Here is a 17,611-nt window from a genome sequence, read left to right as displayed (position 1 = left end):
AATTTGCAACCCTAACTTTTTGTTATGATTTGCTGATCCAATGTTTTAGTTTAATATGTTTTGAGTCTGCACCATGCAGTAATGCTTGTATGTTAAGCTCATAATCAGACACTAGCTTCATCCGATAGAACTGGTCGTTGAACTGGAAAATATTCAAGTCAAATACGTTGAAAATATGTATCCCATTTGCATGGCTGCATAAGCTGGATACCAAATCATAGAAGGTGGGGGTATCTTGATTTTCCAGTTGCTCATTTTTGAGACGTCTAATTTTTTGACGATTTGCCTGCATTTTTTGCTGTAGCATACGCACACGTTCTGTGGCAGGAGCAAACGTAGTTGTTGTTTCTTGTGGTACACAATTTTGAGTCTGAATGATCCTGATGAGCTGTTGATACATAGGGATATCCACTTGTACATCATCGATGAACAGCCCATTGTCATAATAGATGTTATCCGTTCCGATTAGGAACCTAAGTGCCGTATAAAATAATGAATACAATGGGTGGGATGACCCAAACATCTCAATCACATCATATACAGCGATATGCTCTGGCACACTGTCAGCAAACTGCGGCTCTAATAGATGCTCCTTTTGCAAGGCAGTAATAGACAAATACTGCTGATAGCTTTCATAGCCAATACGGGCAATCTCTCTGAGCACAACAGGCTGGATGGTTACACCAGAGAGAATAGTAGGGAGTCCTGCGAGTGCACTAAGCTTAATATCTGCTTCATTGATCTTCATCATCACATGTCATCCTAATTTATTTCTTATGCATCCTTTTTTTTAATGAAAGGGAAGGGGAGAATACTAGTCTGTGCGATGGCGGTAAATGAATAGGTTCTCCAGTATGAATGTTTCTTGCTTTACGAGCGGCTACAGGCTTAACGGCAAATTTACCGAAGCGCGTAATATGTACGTTTTTCCCCACTGCAACCGTGTCTGCCAACGTATCAAAAATCGTGGTGACATAATTTGCAGCTTCTTTTTTAGGGATATCTAGCTTAGTTGCAATAAGTGAAATAAACTCAGATTTGTTCATGTAATCAACTCCTTTCTAATTGGAATTAGGAAGAGGAACGAACTTATGTTCCCCTTAGAGGCAATCAAGAAATTAAGAACTTATTTACCGTTTTGGTTGATCTATCAAGTCTTTTAAGCTTTCTAGCATACAGGAGATACGATGAACAGATGGTTTACCACGTGCAAAAAATATTGATTTATCAAGCAAAAATACATTTTTTTAAAATGCTTATGAATTTTATGCTGCTCATGCAATTTATGCTGCTCCTTATGCTCATGATGTTTTACTAGTAGACTGATACCATTTTTGAAAATGGAGCTTGTTTTGCGCTCGGCGATTTTCTAGCTTACAGTGCTGACAATACTTTTGTCGATTAGAGGTGAGCTCAATCCGTTCCCCGCAGCATTCACATTGCGCCAGATGCGTGCTCACATTACGATGCAGATTTTGCACTAAAATATCGCCAAAGCATTCCCAAAGCGTAGTTTTATAGCTTGATTTTTTATGTACATATAGGTACTCCACAAGTACATCAGCAATGTAGCTTGGTTCCTTTTGCGATAAATTTACCAGTTGAGTTCGTATATGCTGATACACCTGGAGCAGGGCAGGGTCCTCGTCATGCTTAATCATAAAATGACTGCGTTGATCCAGTTCTATATAAAGCTCAATAAGTTGTGGATCTAGCTCAACATTTGTGTTCTGCATTAAGCTTTGATAATGAAAGGTTCCGATATTTTTAGCTTGAAATTGTAGTCTTGGGTTAGGGATCAAAGCCTGTAGCTGATTGACCACACTTTGGTTTATTGTCTCAATGCCCCCATCATCCTTGTCTTTTGCATAATAAAAAAAGTGAGGCACACGTTTTGCTGTATATGTACTAATTTGCTCGTGAATATGAGGTGGTCGCTTTGGCTTGTACAACGTTTTGGCATAATCAATCGTAAAATTATTTTCCATGCAAAGCCATTTAATCGCATCTAATTTGATAACTGGACTGTTCCATATTTTACTAATATTATTGCTGATCACGCCAATATTTCCGCCCGTATAGGCAGCTTGTAAGCCATTAAAAATCGCCTCGTTCGTAATCCTTTCATCTGCCGCCTTTGCCATCTTATAGTAGAGTGGAACTGTATTTTGCATATGACGTTTGGCAACTTCAATTAAGACAGGTTCCGCACAAACTAGACTTTTATCCCCATCTACATCAAACATAAGCAATTTGCTAATCGTATCGTGCACACTAGTGTATAAGCCATTTGTGACAAACCACCGACCATGCTCCTTACTCACAACATTGCGCCGCACCGCGTGTTCGCGATATAAATGTGGACTTCGCAAGCAATCCACCTCATTAGCTGCTTCAAATAGCTTGCAATAGACCTCACCATCCTGTAGCAAGCCCTTAGGCAGAACATGCCCCAATATCAAATGCTCACAAAAGGCATACAAATCAGGACAAATAAACGTATATTTTCCCTCTATATCTAGCTTGCCTGCACGCGCCTCCTTGACCATTTTTCGTTTTACACTTTTTAAAATTTCCTTGCTGTATGTATCCTGTAGCATTTCGGGGTAAATCTGTAATGCCTGTTGATAATAGTTTTTATGTATATTTGCAGGCACGACACCTAAAATTCGTAGCATGGCTTGCTTATCCTTCCCAATTTGCCCAATATGCTGGATCGTTGGTTCACATAACGCCGCTAGTTCATTGGTTGTCATCTCACTTAATGATTGTAGAACCTGATAGTTAAGCTTTGCATCTGCAAAATAGGTTTCCTCTTCATTACAGTAGCCAGCCTCACAATCAAATTGCTTATAAAACTGACTGTATTGCTCCCAAGAGTCATAATAGTTCCAGAGCTTAAATTGACTTCTCGTAAAAATAACCTCAATTTTTTCAGCGAGGAGGTCATGCTCCTTCCCGTAAATGTCCTTTACAACACCATACTTGTTGCCCGTGTTTCTGTTTTGCTCCCGTATAAATTTATCGAAAGGGAAGGGGACGAGTAAGCCTTTTACCCAAGGCAAACGAATCATTTTGCTTCTTTTACTTTTTCTTGGCAAAATCATGCCACAGCCGTCCGTATGATTGATCGGAATCGACATATGTTGTCGCGTAATCTGATAGGTACTTTCATCGATATAATCAAATTCCCCATTAACTAACGTCTCCATATCCTCGACTACAATAGCTTTATCAATATCAAAGTCATGCCAGGCTTCAGTAGCCGTCGAACAAAGTGCCAGGTAAGCAAGAAATTTATTAATATTGATGCCTCCTTTGGCATTGATCGTTGCTTGGCTTAATCCACACATCAGCGTGGGCTGGTGCTTTATAAATACGTCCTCTTTAATAAACATTGTTTTTTTATTGCGGATTTGACCGGCGCTTGCAGTAAAGCACACATATTTATTTCCTTGAAACCAAAAGCCATCCTGAATCAAATTTTTTAAAATATCAAAATAATACGTTTTGACGACTAAAATATCAGTACTTAACGTATTAGTTTCAATCCCTATTGTTCTAGTAAGCACCGATTCAAATATTGAAATTTGATAGCGGGGGTGTGTGAGCCAATCCTCTGTTAACGTCCTCATCTGCTCATTTTTTTTAATTTCTGTTGCTAGTTGCTCCTTTAAACGTTTAATGCGGGTTTGAGTGCTCTCTTGATGTTGTGTTAGCTTCGCGATAGGATAAGGTGCATTTTTGCTCTCCATTAACCTCTTAATTTGCTTGCGAAATACATAAGCTCGCAGTAGACGGCGATGTATTTTTTGCTCATGTGGATGATAAAAGAAGCTAGTATCAACACTGTAAATTTGGACCTGCTTTTGTAAATTCATAGGTTGCCCCCCTGTGTTTAAAGCCATTATAGATAGTTCATTGCCATTATGGTACTGGAAATAAAAATAACAATGACTGACATGACAATCTCATTTCTTTTTGTGTTGCCAATACGGTAATACTATCATATAATAGAGTTATAATCAAACATATGTTCCTATAATTAGTGGGCAATTGGAGGACTGATTGTTACAATGACAAATGAACGTGATGATTTTAAAACTGAGCAAGTGCTTATTCCATTAGGTAAAATATTGCTGTATCCAATAGAGCAAGGTGAGCAAGCCCATATTAAAGTGAAGTGTAGTCGAATAGAACAACAGGGGAGACGAATCTGTTATCAATTTGACTGGCAGGACCCTGAAGGGGATCATGATTGGAGTCCAGTGTTTGAGGTGCGTAGCAGTGAGGCATTACTTCGATTTTTTGGTGCACAGCTAGCCTCATAGGGGAAAATTATATCAACATCAAAACAGCAAAAAAGAGGAAGCGAATATTGGCTCTTTATTTAAATTAGTGGTTGACAACCACTAATTTTATTTAGAGCACGAATATTAGCTTCCTCTTACAGCTTCATTACTCTGGCTCAACGCCCCAGACGAGTTGACCATTGCGGTACAAGGTTACCTTTGACCAATCACTAAATGTTGTCTGGGTTCCCTTGTAGGAGTAATCGTTATTTTCGTTGAAATTGCTCCAATCTGATTTGTGAAGCCTTGCTTGAATGCTGCCTGAGTCGCCATTTGGTGCAAGGACACCTGCATCAGACTTAAAAGAAATTTCGATATAATGGTCAGCTCCCTCGACTGCTGGGGTAACAGCGACCACTTTACCTAGTACATTTGCATTGCCAATCTGTGCATAATCTATAAAGAAGTTAAAACCAGATGCGTTATCGGCGGTAAACCAATATCGAAGGGTGAGATTTGCTAAATCTACAGGCTGACTACCATGATTCACTATTTTAAAATTAGGATTAATTTGATTGTCTAACGCATTGCTGTCTCCTACACGATATTGAATGGATAACTCCCCAGTTTCGACCGGTTCACTGGTTGGCGTAGCGGAAATAGGTGAGGATGCCTTGCTTTCACCAACCGAATTAATAGCCGCAATTGTGTAGTAATACGTTGTACCATTACTTACCGTCGTATCGCTGTACGTTGTCCCATTCACGGTTGCGATTGTTGTAAATGGACCACTTGCAGTTACTGCTCTTTTAATTTGATAGGAGTCAGCATTTGCGACCTTATTCCAAAATAAATCAATTTGGCTATCGCCTGCTTGAGCTGTAAACCCCGTTGGCACAGCAGGTGCAGTTGGGCCCGCAGGTACATCTACTATTGCCCAATATGCGGGCTTAGCTTTGAGTTGCTCATCAAACAATAACGGCCAGTTGTTGCGTACAACAGGAAAGGTACGGAGCCAAGTGTTGGCATCATCCTTACCCCATACGGTCACGTTAGTAATCGTATCTGTATGGCGTTTGAAAATATCGAATAGCTGCTTGTAAACTTTAGCTTGATTTTGGCTAATATCATTTGGCAATGTTTCATAGGATTGAGAATCGCTGTGATATACACTCACATCTAGCTCTGTAATATGACTTTCTAAATTAAGCGCTTTAAATTTAACGATGGAGGCTTCAATTTCACTCATCGAAGGATAATAGATGCTCACATGCATTTGATGACCTACACCATCAATTGGAATATTTTTAGCCTGCAAGCGCTGAATTAAATTGTATAATGCCTGTAATTTTGCAGGTTCGTGTGTGTTGTAATCGTTAATAAACAGCTTGGCATCTGGATCGGCTGCATGAGCATATTCAAACGCCTTTTCAATAAATTCTTCACCCGCAATCTGATACCATAAGCTACGACGCAAGCCATCAGGCTGAGCAGGATCAATAACCTCGTTCACAACATCCCACGCATATATTTTTCCTTTGTAGCGCTCCATTACAGTGTCAATATGGTTTTTCATACGAGCATAAAGCACCTGCTTGCTCACTAAATTCCCAGCGTTATCGTAAAATACCCAGTTTGGTGTCTGGGAGTGCCATACTAGTGTATGCCCGCGCACTAACTGTCCATTGTCAACGGCAAAGTCAACGGCCGTATCCGCACCTTCAAAATTAAATTCATTTTCAGCCGGTTCTGTCGCATCCCATTTTAAAACGTTGCCTGGTGTTACTGTATTAAAATGCTTCTTTAATAAATCTCGATCTCCCTTCGTATATAGTTCACTATTTGTAAATGCGGTACCAAAGGAGAAATCATTTGCAAACACATCCTTTAAGGATGGAATATCCTCTTCGATTTCAAGTGGAGGTGCTGCGGGCGCACGCTCTAACGTAAAATCATCTAAATAAAATGATTGTGTTGCACTACTTGGAACCTCAAAATAAACCGCAATATTGTCAACAGGCTCCAAAAATTTATAAGTTGCCTCTAGCTTGACCCAACCTGATGAGGTTGCATTAGCATTTGTAACATTTTCATAATACGTATTAGAAGGGGTTGTACGTTGTAGGGACATATAGATTGGGGTATTACCTGCGCCTTGGGGTAGCTTCACCCACGCTTTGAAAATATACGTATTGCCTAACTCCATCTCATTGGTAACGTCTAAAGTAGGGCCATGCCATTCCATAGATCGATTCGTAATGTGCAGTCCATATGAGCCTGAGCGGGCGGCAGCCGCAGTTGCATTCAGCTCCTCTGTTGTGCCACGAGCTGCCCAATTTTGTAATGTACCATCTTCAAAATCACTTTGAATTAGGATGGTGTTGTTGGCATGTGCTGTTGAACCTGTAGCAAGGAAAGGGAGAAAGAGACATAAAATAAGCAAATAATTAAGCGCTTTCAAATAGGGCCTTTTGGTAATCATCATAATAATCATTACTCCTTCCTGAACTCGTAATAGGGTATAACGATGAAGGTCTAGATCATGATGATAAAAGCTTGTCACTTATTTTCGCGCATCACCTCCTTTAAAGTAAAGTGATCAGATGAAAGATGTTTGAGGTTTTTGAGGGAGTAATTTTGATGTATTTCAAAGTTTGATTAAGCCAAAACTGAGTATGGTAGAAATATTCTTGGAGTAATGAAAAGTGAGATAATAGAGGATGAATTTATGAGATATAAATGTAAGTAAGAGGTTTTTTATCCATTTATAAATAAATAATACTATAAAAAGAATTATATTCATAGTAGTGAATTTTTTTACATTTAAATTAGAAGTGGGATTGATTTTTAAATTATTCAGTGCTAATATACTGTGTAAATCAAATATTGATTTATCCTTCGGGGCGAGGTGCAATTCCTCACCGACGGTAATGCTTGGGTAACATGATTGATAATGTTGCCTAAGACAAGTCCGTGACCCGTATAGCTTGTGACATACGTTATTGCTATGTGGCTGAGCCGGTGTGATTCCGGGACCGACAGTATAGTCTGGATGGGAGAAGGAGTGACGATAAGGACATTTAATCTGTGTACTTTACAACATAAAGGCATGCAGTTATTTGACTTATCACACAAAGTAAAGAAATTAGTTTATGGTGTTTTTTTACGTTGACGTAATTAAGCGCGAGCTTTTTTGCGTACCCGTAGCTAACTAAGTTACTAATTTTAGTTTGTGCTAATTTTCACAATAAATTTATTGTGTATTTAAATTGGCATAAAACTTGCTTTGTTTGTCATGGATATTTCTCTCACGCCCCTGCCAGATTTAGGTAGGGGCTTATTTGTATTGTTTTTTGGCTCAATTTTTTAAGATCGTTTGCATTTTTAGAACGAAAAGAGGTGAATTCATGTTTACAGGTTTAGTAGAAGAAGTAGGGACGATGACGGGGATGCGACGTCAAGGAGAAGCAATGAGTCTGTCCATTGCCGCTAAGCATATTTTGATAGGTGTTCAGCTAGGTGACAGCATTGCGGTAAATGGCGTTTGTCTCACGGTCACTCATTTTACGAAGGAGCAGTTTACGGTAGATGTCATCCCACAGACTTATCGTAACTCCAACTTAAAGGATTTAAAGTCTGGTAGTAAGGTCAACTTGGAGCGTGCGATGTTAGCTGGGGCAAGGTTTGGGGGACATATCGTACAAGGACATGTGGATGGGATTGGTGTCATTTCTGGGTTACATCGAGATGGCAATGCTTATGTATATGAGATTAAGCCGAACACTCGTAATATTTTTAAGTTTTTATTGCCAAAGGGCTCGATTACAGTGGATGGGATCAGCCTAACGGTGTCAGACGTGGGGGAAGACAATTTTACGATATCAATCATTCCTCATACTCGTGCTGAAACTGTACTGCAATATAAAGCAGTAGGGGATACTGTGAATTTAGAAAGCGACGTTATTGGTAAATATGTTGCTCATTTACTTCACTTTAAGGATTCCTCTGTTGCTGAGCGTGAGGGAAAGGTCAATGAATCCTTTTTGATGGAACACGGATTTGTATAAGGAGGCAATTTGAAATGGAAGGGCAAAATGAGTTTAATACGATTGAAGAAGCATTAGCCGATTTACAGCAAGGTAAAGTGATTATTGTGGTGGATGATGAGAATCGTGAAAATGAAGGTGACTTTATTGCACTAGCTGAAAAAGCCACGCCAGACGTTATCAACTTTATGATTACAGAGGGACGAGGACTAGTCTGTATGCCAATCACTAAGGCAAGGGCAGCCCAATTAGATTTACCACCAATGACATTACAAAACACAGACAGTCATGGAACAGCCTTTACAATCTCAATTGATCATAAAAATACAACTACGGGCATTTCCGCATTTGAGCGCTCTCATACGGCTCAGGCAATCTTAGATCCTGCGGCAACCCCTGCTGATTTCAAAAGACCTGGTCATATGTTCCCTTTGATTGCTGTCGATGGAGGCGTATTACGTCGGACAGGGCATACCGAAGCTGCGATTGATTTAGCTAAATTGTGTGGTGCTTATCCAGCAGGGGTCATTTGTGAAGTCGTTAAGGCAGATGGACAGATGGCAAGATTGCCAGATCTGATCACTTATAAAAATGAACATAATATGAAGCTGATTACGATTCAGGATTTAATTGCGTATCGCCTTAAGCATGATAAGCTGGTGCATCGTGAGGTAGAAGTGAAGCTACCTACAGACTATGGAGACTTTAAAGTAATTGCATACCGGAATGAAGTGGACGATAAAGAGCATGTGGCGATTATAAAAGGTGATTTAAGTACTCCATCACAGTCTTTGCCGCTTGTAAGAATACATTCAGAATGTTTAACAGGAGATGTGTTTCACTCCAATCGTTGTGATTGTGGTCCTCAGCTAGAAGCGAGCTTAGCTCAGATTGAAGCTTCAGGATATGGCGTGTTGTTGTATTTGCGTCAAGAGGGACGAGGAATTGGACTAATGAATAAGCTTCGGGCTTATAAGCTGCAAGAAGAGGGGCTTGATACTGTGGATGCAAACCTTAAGTTAGGCTTCCCAGCAGATGCACGTGATTTTCGCATCGCAGCTCAAATTTTAAAAGATTTGGGTGTCACCAAAATCAAGCTATTAACAAACAATCCCCGCAAGATCACCAGCTTGCAGGAGGTAGGCATTGAAGTTGAGGAGCGTGTTCCTATTCAAATTAAACCGAGTGAACATAATGCGGCCTACTTAAAAACAAAGCAAGGTAAGCTAGCACATCTACTGGATTTAGAATAAGAATTCAGTATTTAAATAAATTAGTTGTCAACTACTAATTTAAATAATCTAAATGACCGAGAGGAATGGTTTAATAATGGCACATATATATGAAGGAACTTTAGTATCAGAAGGTTTGAAATACGGGATTGTGGTGGCACGGTTTAACGAATTTATTACGAGTAAGCTGTTAACGGGTTCACTAGATGCTTTAAAACGTCATGGTGTAGCAGAAGATGAAATCCATGTGGCTTGGGTGCCTGGAGCATTTGAAATTCCGTTTGTTGCTCAAAAGATGGCGGAAAGTGGAAAATATGATGCTGTGATTACTTTAGGGACAGTTATTCGTGGCTCTACCTCCCATTATGACTATGTATGTAATGAAGTGGCGAAGGGCGTTGCCGCAATTGGCTTAAAAACAGGAGTACCTACTATTTTTGGAGTAGTAACAACAGAAAACATAGAGCAAGCGATTGAGCGAGCAGGAACTAAGGCAGGAAACAAGGGCTGGGATGCTGCAATTTCTGCAATTGAAATGGCAAACTTGACGAAATTGATAAAATAGTGCTTATTTAATGTAGTACCTATTGTTAGGCTGACATGATTTAGTGTCTAAGCTATTACCTAACACAAGGGGTACTACATTTTTTGTAGGTTGGTGGGGGAGACGTTTTGGCAACAGTATCATATAAATTGGAGACATTTGAAGGTCCACTTGATTTGTTACTCCATCTCATCGATAAAGCAGAAATAGATATTCATGAAATACACGTAAGTGAAATTACAGATCAGTATTTGGCTTATTTGCATAGTATGCAGGAGCTAGAGCTGGATGTCACGAGTGAATTTTTGGTGATGGCAGCTACACTGTTATCGATGAAAAGCAAACAGCTTCTTCCAAGACCTCCTGTTATTGAATTTGACGAGGACTTTGAATATTTAATGGATGAGGAAGAAGACCCACGTGAGGAATTGATTCGAAAGCTAATTGAATATCGAAAATATAAAGGGATTGCGACGATGCTACATGAACGCGAATGGGAGCGTAGCCAGATTTTTAGCAAGGAGCCCGAAGATTTAGCTCCTTTTATGCCAGAGCGTTTAGAAAATCCTTTGCAGGGAATTCATACAGGAGATTTGATTGCTATGTTTCAAAAGGCGCTCCGTAAAGCGGCAAAACGTAATGTCGTCGCACGGATCCAACGAGATGAAATATCCGTTAAGGATCGGATTAGTCAGGTTGTACAGGCACTTGAAACAGTGGGACAAGGCGGACGTATGCTTTTTTCCAAGCTATTACATCCTGAAATGTATCGGCACGAAATTGTCGTGACATTTCTTGCTATTTTAGAACTAATGAAAATGAAGCAAATTGTGGTTTATCAAAGTAAAGTTTTTGAGGATATTGTGATGGAGTGGAGAGGGGAAGGCGCAACAAATGGATTTTCAGCAGTTGAAGTCGATTATTGAGGGATTATTGTTTTTAGCAGGTGAAGAAGGCATTACAATGAAGCAATTTGTTGAGGTGACTGAGCAACGTAAGGAATTAATCTCAGATGCAATTGAGGAAATGCGTGCGAACTTTAAGCAAGAGGGCAGAGGTCTACAAATTTTGCAAATTGCTGGCTCTTATCAGCTTGCGACGTTGCCAGAGCATGCACCGTATTTTGAACGATTTGCTTATTCACCATCGAGATCGTCACTGTCTCAAGCGGCGTTAGAGGTATTATCTATCGTAGCTTATCGCCAGCCGATTACAAGAGTCGAAATTGAAGAGATTCGTGGTGTAAAGTCAGAACGCGCTATACATACATTAGCGAATCGGGATTTAATTAAAGAGGTTGGACGTGCTGAGGCGATTGGACGACCTATTTTATACGGTACAACCAAACTGTTTTTGGATTATTTTGGCATGGATAGCTTAGCTGATTTACCTGAACTAAGTCAGGTCGAAGGAACGGATCAATTGGAGGAAGAAACAGACCTGCTATTTCAGAAGCTAGACCAAGAAAAACAACTTTCATTTGAGGATGTTACAGCTGAATTAGATAATTCTGAAAAATAAATATCATGTGTCTAACCTTTCTGTTTCATATCATCGGTACAAGTATTCAAACAGAAGTGGGAAAATAATCATTTCTTTTGAATGGGTTTAAGAGACCTTAGCCATACTAAAGTAGATATGATTGAAACGTAGGGGGCTTGGCCCATGTGGATTGCTATACTGGGTAGTATTGTATTACTGCTTGTCATTATCGGTTTGCTGATTTGCTTCTCTAACATTACTTGTGATATCACGATGCAAAAACATAATCATGATGAAGATATTGTTGCTCATCTTTCCTTTTTATATGGCTTGGTGTCGTTTAATTATGAGGTGCCAAGTATTCGATTTCAAAAATGGAAGGAAGGCCTTAAGCTAGAGAAAATTAAAAGCAATCAATTTTTTAACGCAAGTCAGGAAAATGAAGCAGAAACCAAAATTGACAAGGAAAAGGTAGAAGGCTGGATCGATCAACTACAAAATATGCTACTTGCAACCTTTGGTCTCAAAAAATGGATAAATCAAGCATTAAGTAAAATTACAGTGAAAGATTTAGAATGGAGTACCCATCTGGCTTTATCTGATGCTGCTCATACCGCAACGTTATCAGGTTTAGTGTGGGGAATTAAGTCTTCACTTATTGGCTTCCTATCCTATCATCTTATTTTGCGTAAAAGTCCTGAACTTGATGTTGTGCCCGTTTTTGGCAATGTGCCCGTTTTTTTCACCAAATTTCATTGTATAGCTAAAATTCGCTTCGGTTATGCTATATATGCTGTACTAGTACTCATGTTTCGCGTGCTAAAAGTGAAAGGAGGAATGAAAAAATGGCTGAACATCCTATTCAAGGGCTAATGCAAACAGCAATGGAAAACATCAAGGATATGGTTGATGTAAATACGATTGTTGGCGAGGCGGTAGAAACGCCAGATGGCAGTGTTATTTTGCCAATCAGCCGCGTTGGCTTTGGTTTTGCCGCAGGTGGTAGTGATTTTAATATTGCTGGCATGGAGCGTGAACGTGAACCACGTTCAGGCCCAAATGGTGAGCATAGTCCCACAAGTAAACCAAGACCGTTTGGTGGAGGTAGCGGGGGCGGTGTATCCATCAACCCAATTGCTTTTCTAGTGGTTGGGAAACATGGTGTAAATATTGTACCTCTTGATAACCAAACACATTTAGCTGAAAAAGTGATTGATGCTGTCCCTCATTTTTTGGATAAAGTACAATCATTTTTTGGTAAGGATCATCATCATGATGAACCCCATGCTAACATTATTATTAGTACCGATGAATCTGCACATTAATAATGATGTTGATAAAAGGCCCTTTTCCAGTTATGGAGAGGGGCTTTTATTATTGTTTAGTAACATACTTTAATCTTGTCCGCATATACTTGTACAAGTATTATTACAGTCCTGATCCATCGGAGGATAAATCAATGACAATAAAGAAGAGATGGCTTACAAAGTTTGGGATAGGGGTTCTTTTACTTACGATTGCTGTAGGTGGCGTTGGCTTTAGAGGACATGCTCATGCGGAAGAAAAGGACATTCCTCTCCCACCAAAAACAAATGCACAATCCTTTTCGTTAATGGATGTTACATCTGGACGCTTGCTATATTCCGAACAGGGTGATGAGGAATTACCGATTGCAAGCTTAACCAAAATTATGACCGCGATCGTTGCCATTGAGCATGGTAATTTAAGTGACAAGGTAAAGGTAAGTGCAAATGCATTTGGCAAGGAAGGGTCTTCCCTTTTTCTTCGATTAGGGGAGGAGATGAGCTTACATGACATGTTATACGGTCTGATGTTAAGGTCAGGTAATGATGCTGCTACGGCAATTGCCGAACATGTTGGCGGATCAGAGCAAGGTTTTGTGTATTTAATGAATGAAACGGCGGCATTAATTGGTCTCCAGCATACTAAATTTCAAAACCCACATGGCTTAGATCAGGAAGGGCATTATTCTACGGCAAATGATTTAGCTAAGCTAACTGCCTATGCTTTGCATAATGAAACGTTCAAGCAAATCGTAGCTACACAATCAAAACGAGCGCAAAACCCAATTGATCCTTGGGATTATAAATGGAACAACAAAAATAAAATGCTGCGATTATATGAAGGTGCAGATGGAGTTAAAACGGGATATACAAAAATTGCGAAACGATGTCTGGTTAGCTCTGCAACAAGAGATGGGCAACAACTTGTCGTTGTAACGATTAATGATGGAGATGATTGGAACGATCATCGTAAGTTGCTTGATTTTGGCTTTGAGCATTATCCACTTGCATCTCTTGTTCACAAGGGCCAACAAATTGCACCAGATATGAAGGTAGGAGATAGCTTTAGTTATGCGCTAGCACCTGGGGAACAGGACAAAATAAAACGAAAGCTAGTCTTAAAGCAAAGTCAAAAGGATGAAACACAATTTGGTTTTCGTGGCTACATTGAAATGTATTTAGATAATAAAAAGATTGGTACCGTACCTGTATACGATAAAGATAGCTATATACCCGATTCAAAAGCATCTTCAAGACCATCAAATGCAAACATAAATTCGAATAGCTTTGGATCTTCCTTGCGTCTCGTATTAAAGAAGTTGTTTTTAGGCTAATGCTTAAATAGACATTGCTAGATATATACGTATGTATAAAGAGGGGAAGCCAAAATGGTTAATAAAATTTGGTTGGCATTAATTTTAATCGGCTTTATTTTTGCAGCGCTCAAGGGTGATATAAATATCGTTACACAAGCGGCATTTGAAGGGGCGGCAACAGGGGTTACCGTATGCTTTGGACTTATTAGTGTTCTAGTATTTTGGCTCGGTATAATGCAGCTTGCTCAAGATTCGGGTCTTGTATCTAAAATATCGAAGCTACTAGGACCAGTCGTTTCCTTCCTATTCCCTGATGTCCCTAAAAATCATCCTGCTATGGGTTACATATTATCCAATATGAGCGCCAATTTATTAGGATTGGGGAATGCAGCAACACCGATGGGAATTCGCGCTATGCAGGAGTTACAGGAGCTAAATCCAGATAAAGAAACCGCCTCTGCTGCGATGTGTACACTACTTGCTCTAAATACTGCAAGCATTACGTTAATACCAACTACATTAATTGCAATTAGACTTAACTATCATTCAGCCAATCCGACTGAGATTGTAGGTTCAACACTGCTTGCAACTGCAATTGCGACAATGGCAGCGATTATGGCAGATCGTTGGTACCGAAGAAAAACGAAATTTTGAAGTGTGGTCTGAAAAGAGGTGATGGTTGTGCTAGCGATAATTAATATAATATCTGCTTGGGCGATTCCGATTATGATTGCCTTTATTCCTCTATATGCTTGGATCAAAAAGGTGGCTGTCTACGAATCATTTGTAGAGGGAGCTAAGGATGGCTTCTCAACCGCGATTAATATTATGCCTCATTTAGTAGGTATGATGGTAGCTATTAGTGTGTTTAGAGCCTCTGGGGCACTTGATTTTTTTGTGGGCTGGTTTACCCCACTGCTAAGTAAGCTGTCGGTTCCATCTGAGATATTACCGTTAGGTATTTTACGCCCACTTACGGGCACAGGCTCCTTAGCCTTTACAACAGACCTCATTAAAACATACGGTCCTGATTCCATGATTGGTCGTATTGCTTCCACTATTCAAGGCAGTACAGATACGACATTGTATGTGCTAACTGTTTATTTTGGCGCAGTAGGCATTCGTAAGGGAAGATATGCTTTAAAGGTAGGTCTATTTTCAGATTTTGTAGGATTTGTCGCCGCAATTGCGGTGTGCTTGCTTATTTTTAGCTAAAGCTAATATAAAAATTTGTATTCACTATTTCTAATTGAATATTACTTTTGTCATGCAATGATTTCCAATTCATACACTTACAACTACTTTAGAACTAGTTCTGAGGTAGTTTTTTTGTGTGTTTTACTATAATGCGCTATACAACTTATTACACAGCTTGTAAAATATTAACGATTAAATGAGGGAGTAAAAAGGGAGGAAATACCAGTGATTAACAAACAACATTTTAGGTTCGGGGCATTATCATTGATGATTGCTGTTTTATTAACTGCGCTGTTACCAGCACCATCTTATGCAACAAACGAAGATGGAGCAACAAATAACACGCAACAAAATAGTCCATTAGCTAACTTGAATTGGATTGAAGGCCAAGGACAAACGATTGATGTAGGAACGGCTCTTGCGCAATTAAAATTACCAAAAGGCTATTATTTTCTTGATGAAAAGGACTCGATCGTTTATTTAAAGGAAACAGGAAATATTCCTAATGGTCGTGAAATTGGAACGATTCTTCCAGAGGATATGTCATGGTCATTGTTTTTAGAGTATGAAAATACCGGTCATGTTAAAGATGAAGAGAAAAGTGATATCGATGCTAGTGCACTGTTAGATAGCTATCGTAAAGGTACAGAGGAGTCCAATAAACAGCTAGATGCTAAATATCATTTAAATGTATTGGGTTGGCATGCTGAACCACATTATGATGAGAGTATACATAGCTTAACTTGGGCTACATTGTTGCAAGATGCAGAGCACAATAAACTTGTAAACTACAATACACGTATACTGACCCGTGAAGGTACAATTTCAACGATTCTTGTCTCTTCACCTGATACGCTTGATAAAGATAGCGCAATCGTCCAAAGGGATATTATTCAAAACTTTTCACTTAAGGATGGAAATAAGTATACTGATTTTAACCCAGATACAGATAAAGCAGCGGCTTATGGTTTAACTGGACTTATTTTAGGTGGTGCTGGTGCAGTTGTCGCTAAAAAAACAGGCTTCCTTGCTTTGATTTTAGCGTTTTTGAAAAAGGGATTTGTCCTTATTATTGCCGCTTTTGCATGGTTAGGGAAAGTTATATTTGGTAAAAAGAAGAAACAAGATCACACTCCAGATATGATGAATGAGGTTCAAGAGCCTATCATGTCAGATACAACAACAGAATCGAAATCGGATGATCGTTTTAACCAGTCGGATGATCGCTTTAATTCAGATAATCGTTTTAAATAGATGGCTCTATAATAAAAAATAACTTTAAATAACTCGGTGGAAAAACATTTTCATCGAGTTTATTTTATTTTATTGCAGCAAAAGTTACGCTCTTTTAAACAGTATAAGTTTTTTTCTGTTGTGATTTTATGCTTTGATGGGTATCATGAATAAGAGGTGACTTAACAAACATGGAAAGATTGCAAAAAATATTGGCACAAGCAGGAGTTGCTTCTCGCCGAAAATGTGAAGAATTAATATTACAAGGGAAGGTTGAAGTCAATGACGAAGTGGTTACGACACTTGGTACAAAAGTTGACCCTTCCGTTGATGTCATTAAAGTAAGTGGTAAAACTATTGGTGCTGAAAAAAAGATGTATATGATGCTTAATAAGCCTAAAGGCGTAATTACAAGCGCTTCAGATCCTCAAGGAAGAAAAATCGTAAACGATTATCTAAAAGGGGTCTCAGAGCGTCTTTATCCAGTAGGTCGATTAGATTACGATACAGAAGGTTTATTGCTGTTAACCAATGATGGAGATTTTGCGCACATGCTTACTCATCCTAAGCACCATGTCCCTAAAACGTATATTGCGACAGTTAAGGGTGTACCCCATGGTACAGCATTAGATAAGCTGAAAAAGGGCATTATGCTAGAGGATGGCATGACAGCACCTGCTGAGGTCGAATATCAAGATATTGATCCTGCAGGTAAATTTGCCACGATTTCAATTACGATAACAGAAGGTAGAAATCGTCAGGTTCGTCGTATGTTTGATGCAATTAACCATCCTGTTAATAAGCTAAAACGGATTGCATTTGGCGATTTATTTTTGGGCAACCTGAAAAGAGGGCTTTCACGTCCGCTAACAAAAGAAGAGATTGAGGGTCTATATAAACAGGCAAGATTAGCAGGGAAAAAATCGCAAAATAAAACAAAGTAAAGTGAACATATGGTCTGAATA

Annotated in this window: 17 protein-coding genes and 1 riboswitch; of the genes, 13 read left to right on the top strand and 4 right to left on the bottom strand. The window is 39.3% G+C overall.

Going from position 1 to position 17,611, the window contains the following annotated elements:
* Positions 1 to 22: 22 nt before the first annotated feature.
* The 3 genes from ABE099_RS08700 to ABE099_RS08690 form a co-directional block, all read right to left on the bottom strand.
* Complete coding sequence (locus ABE099_RS08700; RefSeq protein WP_430029364.1) at positions 23 to 751, bottom strand: hypothetical protein; 729 nt, start codon at positions 749 to 751, stop codon at positions 23 to 25.
* Positions 752 to 767: 16 nt separating this feature from the next.
* Positions 768 to 1,046 carry an HU family DNA-binding protein gene (locus ABE099_RS08695; RefSeq protein WP_430029362.1) on the bottom strand — a complete coding sequence of 93 codons (279 nt, stop codon included), beginning with the start codon at positions 1,044 to 1,046 and terminating at the stop codon, positions 768 to 770.
* A 255-nt stretch (positions 1,047 to 1,301) separates the two neighbouring features.
* Positions 1,302 to 3,881 (bottom strand): RNA dependent RNA polymerase, encoded by a 2,580-nt coding sequence (locus tag ABE099_RS08690; RefSeq protein WP_430029359.1) that lies wholly within the window; start codon positions 3,879 to 3,881, stop codon positions 1,302 to 1,304.
* A 195-nt stretch (positions 3,882 to 4,076) separates the two neighbouring features.
* On the opposite strand from ABE099_RS08690, the gene ABE099_RS08685 reads away from it, so the two are divergent.
* Positions 4,077 to 4,331 (top strand): hypothetical protein, encoded by a 255-nt coding sequence (locus tag ABE099_RS08685; protein ID WP_430029356.1) that lies wholly within the window; start codon positions 4,077 to 4,079, stop codon positions 4,329 to 4,331.
* Between the two features lie 127 nt (positions 4,332 to 4,458).
* On the opposite strand, the gene ABE099_RS08680 is transcribed toward ABE099_RS08685, so the two are convergent.
* Positions 4,459 to 6,777, bottom strand: a complete 2,319-nt coding sequence (locus tag ABE099_RS08680) for an endo-1,4-beta-xylanase (protein WP_430029354.1) — start codon at positions 6,775 to 6,777, stop codon at positions 4,459 to 4,461.
* Between the two features lie 405 nt (positions 6,778 to 7,182).
* Positions 7,183 to 7,360, top strand: a riboswitch (FMN riboswitch).
* A 339-nt stretch (positions 7,361 to 7,699) separates the two neighbouring features.
* Between ABE099_RS08680 and ribE the strand changes: the two genes are divergently transcribed.
* The 12 genes from ribE (at position 7,700) to ABE099_RS08620 (ending at position 17,590) form a co-directional block, all read left to right on the top strand.
* Positions 7,700 to 8,359, top strand: a complete 660-nt coding sequence (gene ribE / locus ABE099_RS08675; protein WP_430029352.1) for a riboflavin synthase — start codon at positions 7,700 to 7,702, stop codon at positions 8,357 to 8,359.
* A 14-nt stretch (positions 8,360 to 8,373) separates the two neighbouring features.
* Positions 8,374 to 9,591 (top strand): bifunctional 3,4-dihydroxy-2-butanone-4-phosphate synthase/GTP cyclohydrolase II, encoded by a 1,218-nt coding sequence (locus ABE099_RS08670; protein WP_430029350.1) that lies wholly within the window; start codon positions 8,374 to 8,376, stop codon positions 9,589 to 9,591.
* A 76-nt stretch (positions 9,592 to 9,667) separates the two neighbouring features.
* Positions 9,668 to 10,135: a 6,7-dimethyl-8-ribityllumazine synthase gene (ribH, locus tag ABE099_RS08665; RefSeq protein ID WP_210091103.1), complete on the top strand. Its 468-nt coding sequence runs from the start codon at positions 9,668 to 9,670 to the stop codon at positions 10,133 to 10,135.
* Between the two features lie 107 nt (positions 10,136 to 10,242).
* A complete protein-coding gene (locus ABE099_RS08660; protein ID WP_430029348.1) occupies positions 10,243 to 11,040 on the top strand; it encodes a segregation and condensation protein A in 798 nt (265 codons plus the stop codon).
* Positions 11,009 to 11,635: an SMC-Scp complex subunit ScpB gene (gene scpB / locus ABE099_RS08655; protein WP_430029346.1), complete on the top strand. Its 627-nt coding sequence runs from the start codon at positions 11,009 to 11,011 to the stop codon at positions 11,633 to 11,635. The genes ABE099_RS08660 and scpB overlap by 32 nt, the downstream gene beginning before the upstream one ends.
* A gap of 144 nt (positions 11,636 to 11,779) precedes the next feature.
* Positions 11,780 to 12,469, top strand: coding sequence for a DUF2953 domain-containing protein (locus ABE099_RS08650; RefSeq protein WP_430029343.1), 690 nt, complete (start codon positions 11,780 to 11,782; stop codon positions 12,467 to 12,469).
* On the top strand, positions 12,442 to 12,921 hold the full coding sequence (gene ytfJ / locus ABE099_RS08645) for a GerW family sporulation protein (protein ID WP_210091099.1): 480 nt from the start codon (positions 12,442 to 12,444) through the stop codon (positions 12,919 to 12,921). Before ABE099_RS08650 ends, ytfJ begins: the two co-directional genes overlap by 28 nt.
* A 134-nt stretch (positions 12,922 to 13,055) precedes the next feature.
* On the top strand, positions 13,056 to 14,234 hold the full coding sequence (locus tag ABE099_RS08640; protein WP_430029340.1) for a D-alanyl-D-alanine carboxypeptidase family protein: 1,179 nt from the start codon (positions 13,056 to 13,058) through the stop codon (positions 14,232 to 14,234).
* A 54-nt stretch (positions 14,235 to 14,288) separates the two neighbouring features.
* Positions 14,289 to 14,870 carry a nucleoside recognition domain-containing protein gene (locus ABE099_RS08635; protein ID WP_430029337.1) on the top strand — a complete coding sequence of 194 codons (582 nt, stop codon included), beginning with the start codon at positions 14,289 to 14,291 and terminating at the stop codon, positions 14,868 to 14,870.
* A 27-nt stretch (positions 14,871 to 14,897) separates the two neighbouring features.
* Positions 14,898 to 15,431, top strand: a complete 534-nt coding sequence (locus tag ABE099_RS08630) for a spore maturation protein (protein WP_430029335.1) — start codon at positions 14,898 to 14,900, stop codon at positions 15,429 to 15,431.
* 207 nt (positions 15,432 to 15,638) lie between these two features.
* Positions 15,639 to 16,667: a DUF2167 domain-containing protein gene (locus ABE099_RS08625; protein WP_430029332.1), complete on the top strand. Its 1,029-nt coding sequence runs from the start codon at positions 15,639 to 15,641 to the stop codon at positions 16,665 to 16,667.
* Positions 16,668 to 16,837: 170 nt separating this feature from the next.
* Positions 16,838 to 17,590, top strand: coding sequence for a pseudouridine synthase (locus ABE099_RS08620; RefSeq protein ID WP_430029329.1), 753 nt, complete (start codon positions 16,838 to 16,840; stop codon positions 17,588 to 17,590).
* Positions 17,591 to 17,611 lie beyond the last annotated feature (21 nt).

The organism is Paenibacillus turicensis (assembly GCF_050461185.1).
GTDB classification, from domain to species: Bacteria; Bacillota; Bacilli; order Paenibacillales; family Paenibacillaceae; genus Fontibacillus; species Fontibacillus turicensis_A.
The sequence above is the reverse complement of the archived record's forward strand: the minus strand, read 5'-3'. Positions and strand labels throughout refer to the sequence as shown.

What these genes read in the sequence shown, in the direction of transcription:
- ABE099_RS08700 (WP_430029364.1), bottom strand. Translation starts at nt 751, where the DNA reads ATGATGAAGATCAATGAAGCAGATATTAAGCTTAGTGCACTCGCAGGA.
- ABE099_RS08695 (WP_430029362.1), bottom strand. Translation starts at nt 1,046, where the DNA reads ATGAACAAATCTGAGTTTATTTCACTTATTGCAACTAAGCTAGATATC.
- ABE099_RS08690 (WP_430029359.1), bottom strand. Translation starts at nt 3,881, where the DNA reads ATGAATTTACAAAAGCAGGTCCAAATTTACAGTGTTGATACTAGCTTC.
- ABE099_RS08685 (WP_430029356.1), top strand. Translation starts at nt 4,077, where the DNA reads ATGACAAATGAACGTGATGATTTTAAAACTGAGCAAGTGCTTATTCCA.
- ABE099_RS08680 (WP_430029354.1), bottom strand. Translation starts at nt 6,777, where the DNA reads ATGATGATTACCAAAAGGCCCTATTTGAAAGCGCTTAATTATTTGCTT.
- ribE (WP_430029352.1), top strand. Translation starts at nt 7,700, where the DNA reads ATGTTTACAGGTTTAGTAGAAGAAGTAGGGACGATGACGGGGATGCGA.
- ABE099_RS08670 (WP_430029350.1), top strand. Translation starts at nt 8,374, where the DNA reads ATGGAAGGGCAAAATGAGTTTAATACGATTGAAGAAGCATTAGCCGAT.
- ribH (WP_210091103.1), top strand. Translation starts at nt 9,668, where the DNA reads ATGGCACATATATATGAAGGAACTTTAGTATCAGAAGGTTTGAAATAC.
- scpB (WP_430029346.1), top strand. Translation starts at nt 11,009, where the DNA reads ATGGATTTTCAGCAGTTGAAGTCGATTATTGAGGGATTATTGTTTTTA.
- ABE099_RS08650 (WP_430029343.1), top strand. Translation starts at nt 11,780, where the DNA reads ATGTGGATTGCTATACTGGGTAGTATTGTATTACTGCTTGTCATTATC.
- ytfJ (WP_210091099.1), top strand. Translation starts at nt 12,442, where the DNA reads ATGGCTGAACATCCTATTCAAGGGCTAATGCAAACAGCAATGGAAAAC.
- ABE099_RS08640 (WP_430029340.1), top strand. Translation starts at nt 13,056, where the DNA reads ATGACAATAAAGAAGAGATGGCTTACAAAGTTTGGGATAGGGGTTCTT.
- ABE099_RS08635 (WP_430029337.1), top strand. Translation starts at nt 14,289, where the DNA reads ATGGTTAATAAAATTTGGTTGGCATTAATTTTAATCGGCTTTATTTTT.
- ABE099_RS08620 (WP_430029329.1), top strand. Translation starts at nt 16,838, where the DNA reads ATGGAAAGATTGCAAAAAATATTGGCACAAGCAGGAGTTGCTTCTCGC.